Origin of the sequence: Caloramator sp. CAR-1, assembly GCF_030546345.1 — a bacterium.
GTDB classification, from domain to species: Bacteria; Bacillota; Clostridia; order Clostridiales; family Caloramatoraceae; genus Caloramator; species Caloramator australicus.
This window is the reverse complement of record NZ_JAUONW010000008.1, coordinates 25,356-42,433: the sequence shown is the minus strand read 5'-3', so window position 1 is coordinate 42,433 and position 17,078 is coordinate 25,356. Positions and strand designations below refer to the sequence as shown.

Genomic DNA, 17,078 nt, shown 5'->3' with positions numbered 1-17,078 from the left:
AAAATTGTTGCCTAAGTTAAGATAAGGAAGGAAGATACTTAGTATCTTCCTATTTATCATTTAATGCTGCAATTCCTGGAAGTTCTAAGCCTTCAAGGAATTCTAAAGATGCTCCTCCTCCTGTTGATATGTGGGTCATCTTTTCTGAATATCCTAGTTGCTCTACTGCTGCTGCAGAATCTCCTCCTCCAATTATAGTCGTAGCATCAAGTTTTGAAAGCGCTTCTGCAACAGCTTTAGTTCCAACTGCAAATGCTGGCATTTCAAATACACCCATTGGTCCATTCCATATAACAGTTTTTGCATCACTTAAAGCTTCTTCATAAAGCTTTATTGTTTTTGGTCCAATATCAAGTCCCATGTATCCTTCTGGAATTTCAACATCTACTGTCATATGCTCTGCATCTGCCTTAAATTCCTTTGCAACTACATGATCTACAGGAAGATAGATTTTAACTCCCTTTGTTTGTGCTTTTTCAAGCATTTCCTTTGCATATTCTATCTTATCTTCCTCTAACAATGAGTTTCCAATGTTAAGCCCTTGAGCTTTTAGGAATGTATAAGCCATGCCACCGCCTATAATGAGCTTATCAACTTTTTCTAACAGATTATTAATAACTCCTATTTTATCTGAAACCTTTGCGCCTCCTAATATTGCTACAAAGGGTCTTTCAGGATTTTCAAGGGCCTTACCCATTATTGTAATTTCCTTTTCAATTAGAAATCCTGCAACAGCTGGAATAAATTGAGCTATTCCTGCTGTAGATGAATGAGCTCTATGGGCAGTTCCAAAGGCATCGTTTACAAATATATCAGCAAGGGATGCAAGTTTTTTAGCAAAATCTAAGTCATTCTTAGTTTCTGTCTTTACAAATCTAACGTTTTCTAATAGAACAACATCTCCCTCTTTCATTTCAGAGGTAAGTCTAATTGCATTTTCTCCAACAACGTCAGGATCCTCTGCAAGCTTAACTTCCTTGTTAAGAAGTTGTGATAATCTTTCTGCTACTGGCTTTAGGCTATACTTAAGATCATATCCTTCCTTGGGTCTCCCAAGGTGCGACATAAGGATAACCTTTGCTCCGTTTTCAATTAAATATTTGATAGTTGGAAGTGCAGCAACAATTCTTCTATCGTCAGTTATATTACCATCTTTATCCTGTGGAACGTTAAAGTCACATCTTACTATAACCTTTTTGCCCTTAACATCTATATCTCTCACAGTTTTTTTATTCATATATTCCCCTCCATTCTGAAAGTAATGTCCGGCCTTGACCGGACATTTATATTACATTCTTTCAGCTATATAATTTACTAGGTCCACAACTCTATTTGAATAACCCCATTCATTATCATACCATGCAACAACTTTTACCATGTTATCTATAACCATTGTTGAAAGTCCATCTACTATTGATGATCTTTCATCTCCCTTGTAATCCATTGAAACAAGTGGTTCATCTGAGTAACCTAAAATGCCTTTAAGTTCTCCTTCAGCTGCTGCCTTTAATGCTGCGTTTACTTCTTCAACTGTTGTTGGCTTTTGAACTTCGCAAACTAGGTCTGTTACAGAAACAGTTGGAGTTGGAACTCTTAGTGCAAAACCATTGAGTTTTCCCTTTAATTCAGGAAGAACTTTACCAACTGCCTTTGCGGCACCAGTTGTTGTTGGTATTATTGATTGAGCAGCTGCTCTTGCTCTTCTTAAATCCTTATGTGGTAAATCTAATATTCTTTGGTCATTTGTATATGAGTGAACAGTTGTCATTAAACCTTTGATTATACCAAATTTTTCATGTAAAACTTTAGCAAATGGAGCTAAGCAGTTTGTTGTGCAGGATGCATTTGAAATAATATGGTGATTTGCAGGATCATAATCCTTTTCGTTTACTCCCATTACTATTGTTATATCTTCATCTGTAGCTGGAGCTGTTATAACAACCTTCTTAGCACCTGCTTCAATATGAGCCATTGCCTTTTCCTTCTTTGTGAATAAACCAGTTGATTCGATTACGATGTCTACTCCAAGATCCTTCCATGGTAAATTCTTTGGATCCTTTTCAGCATAAATTCTAATTTCCTTACCATTTACAACTATTGCATTTTCCTTAGTTTCAACAGTGCCTTCAAATTTTCCGTAGAGTGAGTCATATTTCAAAAGATGAGCAAGGGTTGGAGCATCTGTTAAATCGTTTATCGCTACTATTTCTACGTCCTTATTTAGTCTTGTTTGTGCAATTTTAAAAACATTTCTTCCTATTCTTCCAAAACCATTAATAGCAACTTTAATTGACATAATATCCCTCCTAAATATGTAAAATTTTTTATTTTAAGTAAAAGATTAAACTTTTACTTGCTATGCAATATGTTAATAATCTCGTTGGCTGCGGCTTCATCTGTTACAAGGGCCATATTAGGATTGTTTACTCTTGTTGCTATAATCGCCTCAGCCTTATTTTTTCCACCGGCAATCGCCACTACATTCTTAATATTTTTCACATCGTAAAAATTTATTCCAATAGAAGGTGTTCTAAATATTGCCTCACCGTTTTTATTGAAATAATACCCAAAGGCTTCTGCAACTGCACCTTTGTCTATCAGCTCATTTATCTGCTCAGGTGGCATTCCTCTTCTTTTTGACATTTCATCGGCTCTGCCTATACCAAAGATTAACAAGTCAGATTTTGATAAGACATCTAATATTTCTTTAACTTCTGGCTCATTTGCGATGGTTTCTAAAGTTTCTGAACTAATATTATCAGGGACATGTAAAAGTCTATAATTTGCATTTATTTTTTTTGCTAAATTTGCCGTTAAAGTATTTGCTTGGATCTCAACATCTCTTCCAATACCACCTCTTGCTGGAAGGACTAACACATCCTTTGTATTAATCTTTGGAAAATTTTCAACAACTTGGGCTACTGAAGTCCCTCCCGTCAACGATATGATTGAGCCTTCATGTATTAGCTCCTTTATATAATTTGCACATACCCTACCCATTTCCTTTAAAACGGTTCTATCCTTTTCACTATCTCCCGGAACTATAATTATCCTTTTTATTTTTAGCAATTTTTGAACTTTTTCTTCTAAATGTTTATAATCATTTAAAACATAGATAATTTCCTTTAGCTCTTCAAGGATTTTCTCACCATCTTTAGTCAAAATCATCCCTATTGGATTAACCTCTACTAATCCTTGATTTTTTAAAAACTCAACTTCTGTTCTTACAATTCTTTCACCTAAATTAAGTTCCTGAGATAATGCTCTTCTACCAACAGGTTGATTGTAATATATAGTTTTTAATATTTCATACCTTTTCTTTAATAGGTCTATCATTTCTGGAATAATCTTTTGTTGTATTGAAAGGACTTTTTTCAAGAAAAAATCACTCCTCAGGTGCTTTAAATATGGGACTTAATTTGTCCCTATGTTGTTAATTTTGTCCCTCTTTCTAAATCAAATATATCACTTTTATTTATTTTTTTCAATAGCCTATTTAACATTTTTATCTAATTTTCTTAAATTTGAAGGTAAAATATTCATTTCCTCCCTATACTTTGTTACTGTCCTTCTTGAAATCTTAATACCCTTTTCCAATAAAAGGTCTGATATTTGAACATCTGAATAGGGTCTTCTTTTGTCCTCATTTGTTATTATTTCTTTTATTAATCTCTTTATATATTCAACAGATATCCTATCATCTTCTTGTGAAATCCCTCTTGATAAAAGGTCCTTTGCCAGCATTATTCCCTTTGGTGTTTGGACATATTTATTATTAACGGTTCTACTTATGGTAGATTCATGTAAGTTAGTTACCTTCGCTATATCACTAAGATATATAGTTTTTTTAGGTCCATTTTTAAATAAATACTCTTTTTGCTCCTTTGCAATATACGAAAATATTTTTTCAATGGTATTTTTCCGATTTTCTATGGCTTTTATTAGTGCAAAGGCTTTCTTGATCTTATCTTTAACAAATTCCCTTTCAAGGGTATCTCCATTTGCTAATATATCTACATACATTTTATTTATTTTAAGATTAGGTATTCTTTTATCCATTATTTCTACTTTAATTTCGTCTTTAATCTTATCAAAAAGGATAACTGCATCTGGAAAGATATATTGTGAAGAACTTTCCCTATAAACTAGCCCAGGTTTAGGATTTAGTTTTTTAATCACATTAATATAGTAAATTATTTTTTCTTTTTCTAGCCCTAAACACTTAGAAAGTTTTGTATAGTTTAGCTTTCCAACGTCCTCTAAATGTTCTTCTATAAGTTTTATTATTATATCATCTGCACATCCTGAATTGATCAATTGTATCTTTAAGCATTCCTTTAAATCCCTAGCACAAACACCGTATGGTTCAAAGGTCTGAATAGTTCTAATCAATTCTTTTACTTCCTCTGTCCTAACCCTAAGTTCCTTTGCTAAATCATCTATAGAGAGCATAAGATATCCAGCCTCATCTAAATTATCAATTATATATTTCCCAATTCTATATTTTTTATTATCAAGTTTTAAAAGTCTTAATTGTTCAAGTAAAATATCCCTAAGAGTTAGCTCCTTATTTTCTATAAATTCTTTTTGAATATTTTCATCGCTATTCTCCCTATAAGAAATGCTTTCATCATAGGACATTAATTGAATAAATTTTTTATCCTCTTCCTCATCTATGTCTAAAAGAGGATTTACCTCAATCTCTTCATAAACATATTTTTCCAAATCCAACACATTCATTTGTAAAATTTTTAAGGATAAATTCATATCTTGTGTTAAAATGAGTTTGTTTTCCATTTTTAAATTCAAGTCAAATTGCAACATATTCTTCCCCCACTGTAAAAAAATAATCTAATTGTATTATACAAAAAAATAAACAGGCATTGTAGCCTGTTTATCTTTCGCCCTTTGTATATGGAATTCCATCTGCTGCTGGTGGAGTAGTTTTTCCAACAAATCCAGCAAGCATAAGCATAGTTAAAAGATATGGGAAGGAATAATAAACCTCATCTGGAACCTTCCATCCAAATCCCTGTGCAACGATTCTAAAGGCTTCAGCAAAGCCAAATAACAAGCTTGCTGCAAGAGCTCCAAAAGGCTTCCAGTTTCCAAATATCATAGCCGCTAGTGCTATAAAACCTTTACCACTTACCATACCCTCTCTAAACAGGTTTGTAGCCCCGAGGGATAGCGCAGCTCCGCCTAATCCTGCAAAGGCTCCTGATAAAAGAACGCATAAATATCTCATTTTATAAACATTAATACCTAAAGTATCTGATGCCTTTGGATGCTCACCAACTGTTCTAATTCTTAGTCCAAGAGGTGTATAATAGAGCATTAAATGAAGAAGTAATGCTAAACCGAAGGCAATAAAAACAAACCAGTTAAGCTCTGCTAAGAGATTACCTATTAACGGAATTCCCTTAAAAAATTCCTTAGGATAGCTAAGCTGTGTCACGCCATCAGTTTGACCATCTCTTGCAAATATCTTAAAGAGTAAAAAGCTCATTAAAGCTGCAGAAAATATATTGATTGAAACACCAGAGATTGTTTGATCTGCTCTTAAGTTTATACTCAATACAGCATGAATTAGTGCTATTCCCATTCCTGCTATAATGGCAAATAACACTCCGACCCAAGCATTGTTTGTAAGGAATGATCCTAAAACTCCAAAAAATGCTCCAGCTATCATTATACCTTCAAGTCCTATATTTACAACGCCCGATCTTTCTGATATTACGCCACCTAAGGCTGCAAATATTATAGGAGTTGCCAATCTTAATGTAGCTGCAATTAATGAGACGAATAGGGAGATCGTTATGCTATGCATTCTTGATTGCCTCCTTTTTCTTCTTTTCTTTCAACCATTTGTATATATAATCAGCAGCTACAAATATAATAATTATACCCTGGATTATATATACAATTTGCTTTGGTATTCTAAACTTTTGAAGTATTCTAGCACTTGAGTTCAAGCCACCAAACAATAGTGATGAGAATAAAACTCCAATAGGATGGCTTTTTGCAAGTAAGGCAACAGCTATTCCGTCAAAACCATAATTAGTAAATCCAACAAGCTGATGGGCTTTATGAATAGTTCCCGCAACGTGAGCAGCGCCACCAAGACCTGCTATTGCCCCTGAAATTACCATTGCCAAAATGATATTTTTCTTTGAATTAATACCGCCATATTCTGCAGCATGCATATTAAGTCCAACTGCTCTTAATTCATAGCCAATTGTTGTTTTCCAAAGCAGCCAATATATAACGAATATCAAAGCAATACCAATAAACAATCCAACATTTACTCTTTCTGAGGGACTTAAAAATCTATATAATTGTGCTGATTCTAAAATCATTTTTGATGAGGCTGAGCCTTCCCTATGAATAGGCCCCTTAACGAAATAGTTTGAAACATTCATTGCGATAAAATTCATCATTATAGTATTAACAACTTCGTTAGTTCCAACCTTTGCCTTTAAATATCCAGGAATTGCAGCCCACACTGCCCCAAAAATTAAACCACCTAATAAGACTAATGTAACATGTATTGGTGCTGGAATTCCAGGAATTAAACCAATAAGTGCTGCTGCAAGCATCCCCATTATAAATTGTCCCTCAACTCCGATATTAAATAAACCTGTTCTAAAGGCTACAGAGTGTGCAAGTCCTGTAAAAATAAGTGGAGTCATTGCAACTAATGTTTCTATAAAATTTGCCCTTTTACCGAATGTTCCTTCCCAAATAGCTGAAAATAATGTTGCTGTTCCATCAATAAATCCTAAATTTTTTGCCCACATTACAAAAAATACTGCAACAAACAATCCTAAAAGAATTGCTATGAGAGGGAACATTAAAACGTCTATTGCCTTTTTAACCAAAGCATTAAAAGCTACATTTTTTGTTTTATTGTTTATCATGTTCTCCCTCCTTCTTATTTAAAGTTCCTCCTGCCATGAGGATACCCAATTCCATTTCATTTGTCTTATCAGCATCTAAGATTCCTACTATCTTTCCATCATACATAACTGCAATTCTATCTGAAAGGGCCATGACTTCATCAAGTTCAAGGGAAACTAATAGGACTGCCTTGCCCTTATCTCTTTCTTCTACTAATCTCTTATGAATATATTCAATTGCTCCAACATCTAGTCCTCTTGTTGGTTGTGTCGCTATTAAAAGTTCTGGGTCCTTTGTAATTTCTCTTGCAGCAATAAATTTTTGCTGATTACCACCTGATAGTGCCCCTGCATGAACCTCTTCATTTGGAGTTCTAACATCAAAATCGTTTATTAACTTTTTAGCATGTTCTCTAATAACGTCATAATTCATTATAATTCCCTTTGAGAAAGGCTCCTTATCATGCTGGCCCAAAACGGCATTTTCAGTTAACGAGAATTTTAAAACCAAACCATGTTTATGTCTATCCTCTGGAATATTACTAATACCAGCCTCTATGATTTCCTTTGGTGCTCTGTTTGTTAAATCATTGCCCTTTAAGATTACTCTTCCACCAGTTGCCCTTCTAAGTCCTGTTATAACCTCAACAAGCTCAGTTTGTCCGTTACCATCGACACCTGCAATACCAAGTATTTCGCCTGACCTTACTTCTAAATCAATACCCTTTAATTTAGGCAGCTTTCTATGATCCAAAGCCTGAAGATTTTCAATTTTTAATACAACATCTCCTACCTTTGCTGGTTTCTTTTCAACTACCAAATTCACCTTTCTACCAACCATCATCTCTGCAAGAGTATCCATGTCAACATCCTTTGTATTTACTGTATCTACTACCTTACCCCTACGAACTATTGTTACTCTATCACTCATATTCATAACTTCTTTCAATTTATGAGTAATTAAAATAATTGATTTTCCTTCCTTTACAAGATTCTTTAGAATCTGTCCTAATTCTTCTATTTCCTGAGGAGTTAAAACTGCGGTAGGCTCATCCAATATTAATATCTCTGCTCCTCTATATAAAGCCTTTAATATTTCAACTTTTTGCTGCTGTCCAACAGTAATGTCTTCTATAATGCTATTTGGATCCACATTAAATCCATATTTATCAGCAAGCTCTTTTACATCCTTTATTGCCTTTTTGTAATCTATTTTAAAACCAAAGGCTGTTTTAGGCTCACTACCTAATATTATATTTTCAGCAACTGTAAAATTATGAACAAGCATGAAGTGTTGATGAACCATGCCTATTCCCATAGCTATAGCATCTGATGGTCCCTTTATATTAACCTTCTTTCCATTAACATAAATTTCTCCTTTATCTGGTTGATAAAGACCATATAAAATATTCATCAACGTTGTTTTTCCAGCACCATTTTCACCAAGTAGAACGTGAATTTCTCCTTTTCTAAGTTCGAAATCTACATTATCGTTTGCAATAACTCCTGGGAATATTTTGGTGATACCTCTCATTTCAATAACTTTTTCCACTTATAATCCTCCTTCCTAAGCGTTTAAAAAAGCTAGATGCTTACGCATCTAGCATGCAATCATATTTGTGGTGCTTGGAATGTATCAACTTCAGCAGGCTTAGTTGGAACTGTGAATTTACCATCAATAATAGCTTGCTTATATTTATTTGCAAGATCAATTACTTCCTGTGGAACAGCTGGATTAATAGTAGGTGATATTCCAACACCATCTTCCTTTAAGCCAAGAACTACTGTTCCTGATGCGAATGTTCCTTCTATTGCTGCCTTTGAAGCAGTATATGTTGCAGTGTCAACTCTCTTAATCATTGATGCTAATATAACATCAGCTTTATCTGGAATTAGAACTGCTTGGTCTGAGTCAACACCAATTGCCCACTTTTTCATTTCCTTTGCAGCATTGAAAAGTCCTATTCCTACACCACCAGCTGCATGGTAAATAACGTCTGCACCATCGTTATACATTTTCTTTGCAATTTCATACCCTAATGCGACATCGCTGAAGCTGTTTGCATATTGAACAAGAACCTTAGCGTTTGGATTTACAGCCTTAACACCTGCTCTAAATCCAGCTTCAAATTTTTCAATAAGTTCAAACTTAATCCCACCAAGGAATCCTATTATGTTTGTTTTAGTCATCTTACCAGCTATAACACCCATTAAGAAGGAACCTTCTTCTTCTTTGAATACATATGAAGCAACGTTTGGAAGATCTACAACTGAGTCAATAATTGCAAATTTCTTATCAGGATTGTTTTGTGCTACTGCCTTAATAGCATCTGCCATCTTAAAGCCAACGCCAAATACTAAATCATTGTCAGCCGCTAAAGTTGTGAGATTTGGTTCATAATCGTCTGCTGATTTTGATTCAATAATTTGTGGTTCAATTCCGTATTCTGCTTTGATTTTTTCAAGTCCTGCAATAGCTGCATCGTTGAAGGATTTATCTCCCTTTCCTCCTTCATCAGTAGCAAGACCAATTTTAATTTGAGTTTGGTCTGTAGGTTGTTGTGCTTCCTTCTTTGCACAACCTGCAAAAAGACCTGCAACAAGAGTTAATGTTGCAATTAAAGCAATAAGTCTTTTCATTTTTGTTCCCCCTTTATTTTAGTTTTCATATTAAATATATTCTTTGCAGAATTCTAAAATCCTGCAAATTTTTCTACTATTTACAAAATGTTCAAAATGCACAAAATTGTTATATAGGATGCATATATAAATATACGACATTTTTATAAAATAATCAAGAAGAATTTTTTTGAAATATATTATTATTTAAAATAAAATATAATAATTCAAAAAAATTTTTTATTTATAAAATTATATAAAATTGGCACCTTAATTTTAAGGTGCCAATAAATTATCAATTTTATGCTATATATCCCTTAGATTTTAAAACATTTATTGCCTTTTCTTCATCTTCATCTGCAACTAGTATTATTGGGCCTGTGCATCCCATGCCGCTTTCTGAATAAATTCCATTTGCCCAAAGCTCTTTTACTGCATTTTCAAGTTCTAATATATCAACACCAGCAATTTGAGCTGTAACAACCTTTTTAGGTGGTGCTGTAACTTCCTTAACTTCAGCCGGCTGATTTGACTTGGTAATCTTCGATAAAATTTCTTTAAGTCCTGCTTTGTTTGCCTTTTCAAATTCTTCTTTTGCTATATTAATTATGTTGTTTTGAGCACAAGTTGCACAAAATCTTAACGCTTCACAAACAACTGGTGCACCTGAAGCCCTTGAAATAATGCAAATTAATCTTTCATATCCTTCACCTATTCCTGGCCCATATCCATATCCTAAGGCTTCATAATCTCCACCTGTTGTAAAGGATGAGAATATTTTTACTAAAAGATTACCTGTCAAAGAGTCCATTACCATAACATCCGTTGAACCTGCGAGAAGGTCATTTCCCCTCATTACAACTCCACCATCGGATCTTATGGACTCTGCAAAATTTATATCATAACCATTTTCCTTAAGCTCCTTAAGAGCCTTTTCAACCTGTCTTGCACCATCTACATTTAATATTCCAACTGTTGGATTTTTAATACCACATGCTTTTGCTGTAATTACTCCATATATTGCATTTTTAACCATACCCTCAACTCTATTTGTTGATGAGGTTCCTGTTGTAGTAGAAAGTATCAATTCTCTGCCTTTTCCTGGGGTAATAACTCTACCTACAGTTGAAACACCAATTGGGAAATTATAATGTTGTGTTACACAGCCATGTATTTCCCCTTTATCTAACAGCTCTTCCATTAGCTTGTGTCCTTCTTCATCATTTGCAACTTCATAAACAGTTAAATTAGTTTCAACCTTTGGTCCAATTAAAACCACTTCAAAATCTGAGTATTTTCTTGTTGCAAGTTCAGCAGCTTTAACAAGCTCCTCTACCCCATGTTCGCTACCAAATGTAGTTAAACCTATCCTAACTTTTTTGCCAAAAGTTCCACTTTTTATCGCATCGGCTATTTCGTTAAATACTTCACCGATTAGCCTCTTTACATTTTCATTAGCCATAGTATCACCTCTTACTTTTGAAGTAGATATGAGGCAAATTCCTTCATAGCTTCTGCCACCATGTTCTTTACTTCTTCCTTTGAAATTGTTGTATCTTCTTGCTTTCCTGGATTCTTTTCAACAACAAAGGATATACCATCAAATAGATTTGTCATTCTTGCAAGGAACAAGCTTCCCTTACCAACAAGCATAAATCTATTCATAGTTCCATTAAGTATCTTTTCAACACCAAAACCAATTATCGGAACTCCTGATGGAACGTGTCCTTGTGTTGGAGCAAAACCAACATAACCGCAATTCTTTGCAAATTCTGCCATCTTAGCCTTTTCTATTTGACCCTTCATAACAGCAAGAGCTGCAATCATCTTATAGTTAGAAGCTGGAACATCTCCTGCCCCTGCTGTTTCTGTAGCATCTGGGTTTTGCATTTCTGTTGAATATTTATCTATATCAGTAAACTTTAATCCTAATTTCTCAAGTGGTTTTGCAACAATTGCTTCCATAACAGCTTGTGGTGTTGCACCAGAGCCTATGTTATGCTTCCCTATTGCATCAGTTCTTATAATTGGATGAACACCATCGTTTTCTGATACTAAAACTGCAAAGCCACCTAAAACATCCTCAACAATTGGGAATCCCTTTTTAACATGGTCCTTACCGTTCATACCGAGTTTTGCAGTAGCGCCACCGCCTACAACAACGATATTCTTAAATACCCCTGATTGAACTAATCCAGCAGCGTTTACAAGGGCATGAGTTGGACCTGCACAGAAACCTCTGATATCGCATCCTGTTGCATTCTTAAGACCTACCACTTCACCGATAGCCTTTGCGAAGTTTCCTCCGCCTCTTTGATTCATATCACCGCAAGCTTCTTCTGAACATTCTATTATGTAATCTATTTCATCCTTGTTAATTCCCAATTTATCTATTAAATGTAAAACTGCTAAAACTCCTGATGCCTTAACAGCTAAATTTTCTGTAATAACATGTGCTGATAAATTTTTATCAAATTCATGGGCTCTTTTTACGCATCCTACTAATTTACCATTCATGTAAAGTCCTTCTGCTATTCCTGAATCCACCATCTTTTCAATTTCTGATGCATCAACACCTTCACCAAGTTTTGCTGCATAGTCCTTTAATAACTTGTGGGCTTCAAATTTAGCTTTAACTTGCTTTGTAAATTCCTTTTCTAATTTTACAAGGTCAAAGGCATCGCTAATTTTAATAAGACCATAAAACTCATCTTGAGGCATAATTTCTCCAAATTTTCCAAATCTAGTAGCCCCTTCTAGTTTATGATTAAACCATGGTCTTGATAATTTTGCCAATTCTTCAGGATCATAATTGCCTATGTATGTCTGTGTTACCGGATATGCAACTACGTCTTCAAATGGTCTTAAATGTTCAACAGCCTTTTTTAAATAATCCGAAGCTGGGTTAATTTCTCTTTCTAATGTTTGAGTTGTTCCATTGTGCATAACCATATCTGGAGTATGCACTAAAATATAACTTGCACCTTTTAATACTGGAAACATAATAACACCTCCATTAAAATTATAGGTCGGGGTTTAGGGATAACCCCTTAAAATCCCGACCCTTAATATTAGTCTTCAAAAACTGTTTGTTCATGAATTTCAGTTTGTAATGCTTTAAGAGCCTTTTCAACAAGCTTTCTTCTTAGTGCCTTTTCCTCTTCATGCGATAATGATGGATTTCCAAGTGGGTGAGGAATAGCAACTGTTGGAACTATTCTGTTTGCTCCAACTGTCTTTGAAATTGGAACAATTGTGCACATATGAACTACTGGAAGTCCTGCTCTTTCAATTTCTTTTACCATCGTTGCTCCGCAACGTGTGCAGGTACCTCAAGTAGAAGTTAGAATTACAGCCTGAACGCCGTCAGCAATAAGTTGTCTTGCAATTTCTTGACCAAATTTAGCAGCATTCTTAACTGCAGTTCCGTTACCAACTGTTGAATAATAGTATCTGTGTAGCGATCCAATCTTGCCTTCTTTTTCTAAATCTCTAAGAACATCAACAGGTAATACTCTGTCTGCATCTTGATTTGCATATACTGGGTCATATCCCCCATGGGCTGTTTCGTATGTTTCAGGAGTTAAATCATAAACTCCTTCAATATCATATTTTCCAAATTTGCTTGCACTTGAACTTTCAATTCTATCTGGATTACCCTTTGGAACTATACCACCTGATGTAACAAGTGCAATCTTTGCTTTAGTTATATCAGCTATAGGTGGATTTGGTGCAACTCTATCAAATACAGGCATCTTAAATTCAGTTTCAAATGGTTCACCCTTAATCTTTTTAATGAGCATATCAACTGCTCTCTTTGAACCTCTCTCCTCAGCGAAATAGTTCTTTCTAATTCCTCTTTCTATATAGCCTTCCTGTGCTGGTGTTCCTATTTCTTCACCCTTTGCAAGCTTTAAGGCAAGTGCAGCCATCTTGGGAACAGCATCCCTCATGCCAACTGCACTGTCTTTAGTAGAAATTATATAAAGATCTTTTTTGTATAAGTCAACACCTGGATTTTCAATATACATACCAGTTACAACTGGTATTCCAAGTTCATCCTTAACAGCCTTTGCAATAGTTGCACAAGCTGTTCCATATCTTCCAGCGTTAAATGCTGGTCCTGCAATAAATATATCTGGGCTATATTTTTTTACCATTTCAAGTATTTGCTTTAAAGCAGCATCAGTATTTTCTGCAAAATATGAGTCACCACATATAACTGTAGCTACAATCTGAGCTTCTCCTTTAAAGGCATTATTTAATGCCATACCTGGTCCTACAAATCCTTCTCTAACTTCTGGGGCTATATGCGCCTTTTCTTCCCCACCAATGTTGGCAAAGAATTGGTTTAGATAATGAACAACTTTAAACATTTAAAATTTTCCCTCCTCTCGGCGGCTTAATCAGTCCTTAAATTGGCTGAACTGCTCCCTTATACCGCTAACTTCTCTGCTTATAGCCTCAACATCAAGAACCATTTCCATCATGCCACATTGTTCTTCATAAACAGCAGCATCGCACTCTTCTTTTATTACAGGTTCGAGGATATGATATACCCTAAGTCCTAATGAAACTCCTGCTAATGGTCCTGCATAAGTTGGGTCACCAGCAGTTACTGTTTCCGCTGAAAGTCCTGCAGATTCAGCTTCAGCAGTTCCTAAAAGAACAACTATATTTTCAGCACCATATTGTTCAGTTAAATCTTTAACTCTTTGTTGGATCTCCAGATCCATTGCACCTGCAGCCGTTCAAACAAAACATTCAGTTGATGTAAATACAACTTCTGCTCCTGCACTCTTTGCACATTCTTCTATTGCTGGGCCTGGGATTCCATCTCTATCGCCAATTGCTATAACCTTTCTATCCTTTAAAATCATATAAATACCTCCTTTTGAAATTGTTTTTCAATTAGAATGTCTTTGCAGATAAATATCCAAATCCTACTTCTGATGTTGCACCTGTTATAACTTGAATTTCTGCTTCTATTGATCCATCTGGTCTTAATGAACCTGCAAAGCCACCTGCTATAACATCTGCAGCTTCTGGATGGCCTATTACCTTCTTCATTGGAGGTAACACAATAACTTCATTTGCATTACCTGCAGTAACAACTGCATCTCCCTTTGGAGTTGAGTCTGCGAGGGATTGTGATGAACCGTCTCTTCCTGCATACTCATCAGTTACAAGAACAGTCTTTATGCCCTTTTCTTCTATCTTATAGCAGTTCATAACAAGGTCAGCATCCGGATTACCAAATCCTTCTTCTGAAATAATAACTGCATCTGCACCTAAGAATTCTACAAGCTTTGCAGTATAGTTTGATGATCTTTCCTTATCAGCAAGATATACGTTTTCATTTGTTATAACACAACCTAAGAAGTTGATATCCTTACCATGTCTTTCATATAAATCTTCAATAATTGGATGATTCATATGAACATAAGTTGGGTTCTTATCACATGCTGATACGCAGTTACCACTGATTATAGCACCATCAAATACTTCTGTTGGATAAATGAATGTTGGAATAATCTTTTTAGCATCAACACCGTATACATAGGTATCATGCAATAAGCCTTGGCTTTGGAGCATGTAAACATAAATAACCTTTGGAAGATTTGGATATTGTGCTACTTGCTGTAAAAGTGGTAATGTTTCATAAACCTTAACTTCATCAGGTGTTACGTTCTTGCCTGCCTTTCCTAAATAAGTAGCAGCTTTTAATCCAACCATTCTTACAGCTTCTTCATGCTCATGTTGTGGAAGATTATCAACTGGTTCGCATATCATTACAACATTATGAGTTTTTGAGAATGGAGTATATTTTGCTCCTTCTCCTGACATATCGATAATACCTTCTTGGAAACCAACAATCTTTCCAGTTGTAACTACAGCAGCTCCCTTTAAAACATGAGTTTTTCCTGAGCCAACTGTATCTACCTTTGAGATAAATCCTGGGAAAATTCCTCCTGGTCCTTCCACTTTAACTCTTGGTTCGATAACATCCTTAACTGGGATTATTCTTGCTTCTTCACCGGGATGAACAATGTCAACGTCGATGGATTTTAATCTTTCATCTCCACCTACTTCCTTTAAAAGTTCCTCCTTGTTGATGAAGAGAATACCATTTTCAACTTTAGTTTCTGGACCAAATTGAACGTCCTTAATATAAATTTTTCCTAATTCGAGGCGCAAAGCCTTCACCTCCTTTAAATTTTGAACACTTACAAGATTCTGAAACTTTATGTCAACCTAGCCTTAGGCTAGGTTGTAAGCCTACTTATAAAATCTTTTAATCATTTCTTCTATATCTGCTGCTGAATGAATCTTATCTGGAGTTAAAACCTCTGCCTTTTCTCCATTTACATACATAATCATTGTTGGAAGACCTAAAACCTTTTGAGCAATAGCAAGTCTTCTATTTTCACTTGTATTTAAGCTGCAGAATTTGATCTTATCTCCATACATCTCTTCGAATTTATGAACATCTGGCATAAGTTGCTTACACTTTTCACATTTATCTCCCCAGAAATCAACAAATACCGGCTTTTCAGTATAATTTAAAACCTCAGCTTCAAAATTATCCTTATTTACTTCTAACATTACTATCCCTCCTATTTGTTAAATTTTTCATTAATATATTCTTCTGCAGCAACAGCAGCAATAGCACCGTCAGCAGCTGCAGTAATAACCTGTCTTAACATCTTCACCCTAACGTCACCGGCAGCGAATACACCTTCTACATTGGTTCTCATTTCTTCATCAGTTGGAATGTATCCCTTTTCATCAAGGGCTATCTTTCCTTCGAAAACCTTAGTTATTGGATCTAGACCAACAAATACAAATACACCATTTACAGGAACCTCTGAAACCTCACCAGTTTGAAGATTTTTAACAACTAAACCTTCAAGTATTTCATCGCCTTTAGCTTCTTCAACAACACTATTTAATATAAACTTAATCTTTGGATGGTTCATAGCCTTTTCAACTAAGTATTTAGCTGCTCTAAATGTATCTCTTCTATGTATAATTGTTACGCTTTCAGCAAACTTTGTTAAATATAAAGCTTCTGTTATAGCTGAATCACCACCACCAATAACTGCAACGTCTAATCCTTCAAAGAAATCTGCATCACATGTTGCACAGTAGGATACTCCTCTTCCTCTTAATTCAATTTCCCCCTTAAATCCTGCAAGTCTTGGAGCTGCACCTGTTGCAATAATTACAGTTTTACCGTGATATTCCCCTTCTTTTCCCTTAACTACTTTAATATTTCCTGAAAAATCTACATCTACAACTTCATCATAAACAAATTTTGTTCCAAATTCCTCTGCTTGATGTTTCATTCTTTCTGTTAAAGCTGGGCCTGTGCAATTTTCAATTGATCCTGGATAATTTTCAAGTTCTGCAGTTGTAGCAGCTTGACCTCCAAATACACCCTTTTCGATAATCAATACATCAAGTTTTGATCTTGACCCATAAAGACCTGCTGCAAGTCCAGCTGGTCCTCCTCCAATTATAACTATGTCATAAACATGATTTGACATTTTACCACCC

The 17,078-nt window shown here is 35.1% G+C and carries 15 protein-coding genes; all 15 read right to left on the bottom strand.

The window, feature by feature from the left end:
- Positions 1-49: 49 nt before the first annotated feature.
- Positions 50-1,237 carry a phosphoglycerate kinase gene (pgk, locus tag Q3V94_RS02045; RefSeq protein WP_008908245.1) on the bottom strand — a complete coding sequence of 396 codons (1,188 nt, stop codon included), beginning with the start codon at positions 1,235-1,237 and terminating at the stop codon, positions 50-52.
- A 51-nt stretch (positions 1,238-1,288) separates the two neighbouring features.
- Positions 1,289-2,296, bottom strand: a complete 1,008-nt coding sequence (gene gap / locus Q3V94_RS02040) for a type I glyceraldehyde-3-phosphate dehydrogenase (protein WP_303524857.1) — start codon at positions 2,294-2,296, stop codon at positions 1,289-1,291.
- A gap of 53 nt (positions 2,297-2,349) precedes the next feature.
- On the bottom strand, positions 2,350-3,378 hold the full coding sequence (locus Q3V94_RS02035) for a sugar-binding transcriptional regulator (protein WP_008908243.1): 1,029 nt from the start codon (positions 3,376-3,378) through the stop codon (positions 2,350-2,352).
- Positions 3,379-3,492: 114 nt separating this feature from the next.
- Positions 3,493-4,824: an RNA polymerase factor sigma-54 gene (rpoN, locus tag Q3V94_RS02030; RefSeq protein ID WP_303524855.1), complete on the bottom strand. Its 1,332-nt coding sequence runs from the start codon at positions 4,822-4,824 to the stop codon at positions 3,493-3,495.
- A gap of 70 nt (positions 4,825-4,894) precedes the next feature.
- The gene (locus Q3V94_RS02025; protein ID WP_303524853.1) at positions 4,895-5,830 is read right to left on the bottom strand and encodes an ABC transporter permease; all 936 of its coding nucleotides are present in this window, start codon (positions 5,828-5,830) and stop codon (positions 4,895-4,897) included.
- Positions 5,823-6,854: an ABC transporter permease gene (locus Q3V94_RS02020; RefSeq protein WP_242822588.1), complete on the bottom strand. Its 1,032-nt coding sequence runs from the start codon at positions 6,852-6,854 to the stop codon at positions 5,823-5,825. The genes Q3V94_RS02025 and Q3V94_RS02020 overlap by 8 nt, the downstream gene beginning before the upstream one ends.
- Positions 6,855-6,906: 52 nt before the next feature.
- Positions 6,907-8,451, bottom strand: coding sequence for an ABC transporter ATP-binding protein (locus tag Q3V94_RS02015; RefSeq protein ID WP_303524852.1), 1,545 nt, complete (start codon positions 8,449-8,451; stop codon positions 6,907-6,909).
- Positions 8,452-8,510: 59 nt separating this feature from the next.
- On the bottom strand, positions 8,511-9,539 hold the full coding sequence (locus Q3V94_RS02010) for a BMP family protein (RefSeq protein WP_008909613.1): 1,029 nt from the start codon (positions 9,537-9,539) through the stop codon (positions 8,511-8,513).
- A gap of 280 nt (positions 9,540-9,819) precedes the next feature.
- A complete protein-coding gene (gene grdD / locus Q3V94_RS02005) occupies positions 9,820-10,980 on the bottom strand; it encodes a glycine/sarcosine/betaine reductase complex component C subunit alpha (RefSeq protein ID WP_303524851.1) in 1,161 nt (386 codons plus the stop codon).
- Positions 10,981-10,991: 11 nt separating this feature from the next.
- Positions 10,992-12,524 carry a glycine/sarcosine/betaine reductase complex component C subunit beta gene (gene grdC, locus Q3V94_RS02000; protein WP_303524980.1) on the bottom strand — a complete coding sequence of 511 codons (1,533 nt, stop codon included), beginning with the start codon at positions 12,522-12,524 and terminating at the stop codon, positions 10,992-10,994.
- Between the two features lie 65 nt (positions 12,525-12,589).
- The gene (gene grdB / locus Q3V94_RS01995) at positions 12,590-13,894 is read right to left on the bottom strand and encodes a glycine reductase complex selenoprotein B (protein ID WP_303524849.1); all 1,305 of its coding nucleotides are present in this window, start codon (positions 13,892-13,894) and stop codon (positions 12,590-12,592) included.
- 30 nt (positions 13,895-13,924) lie between these two features.
- On the bottom strand, positions 13,925-14,398 hold the full coding sequence (gene grdA, locus Q3V94_RS01990) for a glycine/sarcosine/betaine reductase complex selenoprotein A (RefSeq protein ID WP_303524848.1): 474 nt from the start codon (positions 14,396-14,398) through the stop codon (positions 13,925-13,927).
- A gap of 31 nt (positions 14,399-14,429) precedes the next feature.
- A complete protein-coding gene (locus tag Q3V94_RS01985) occupies positions 14,430-15,716 on the bottom strand; it encodes a glycine/sarcosine/betaine reductase component B subunit (RefSeq protein WP_303524846.1) in 1,287 nt (428 codons plus the stop codon).
- An 81-nt stretch (positions 15,717-15,797) separates the two neighbouring features.
- Positions 15,798-16,124 (bottom strand): co-chaperone YbbN, encoded by a 327-nt coding sequence (locus tag Q3V94_RS01980; protein WP_008909695.1) that lies wholly within the window; start codon positions 16,122-16,124, stop codon positions 15,798-15,800.
- Positions 16,125-16,135: 11 nt separating this feature from the next.
- Positions 16,136-17,068 (bottom strand): thioredoxin-disulfide reductase, encoded by a 933-nt coding sequence (trxB, locus tag Q3V94_RS01975; RefSeq protein WP_008909696.1) that lies wholly within the window; start codon positions 17,066-17,068, stop codon positions 16,136-16,138.
- Between the last annotated feature and the right edge of the window lie 10 nt (positions 17,069-17,078).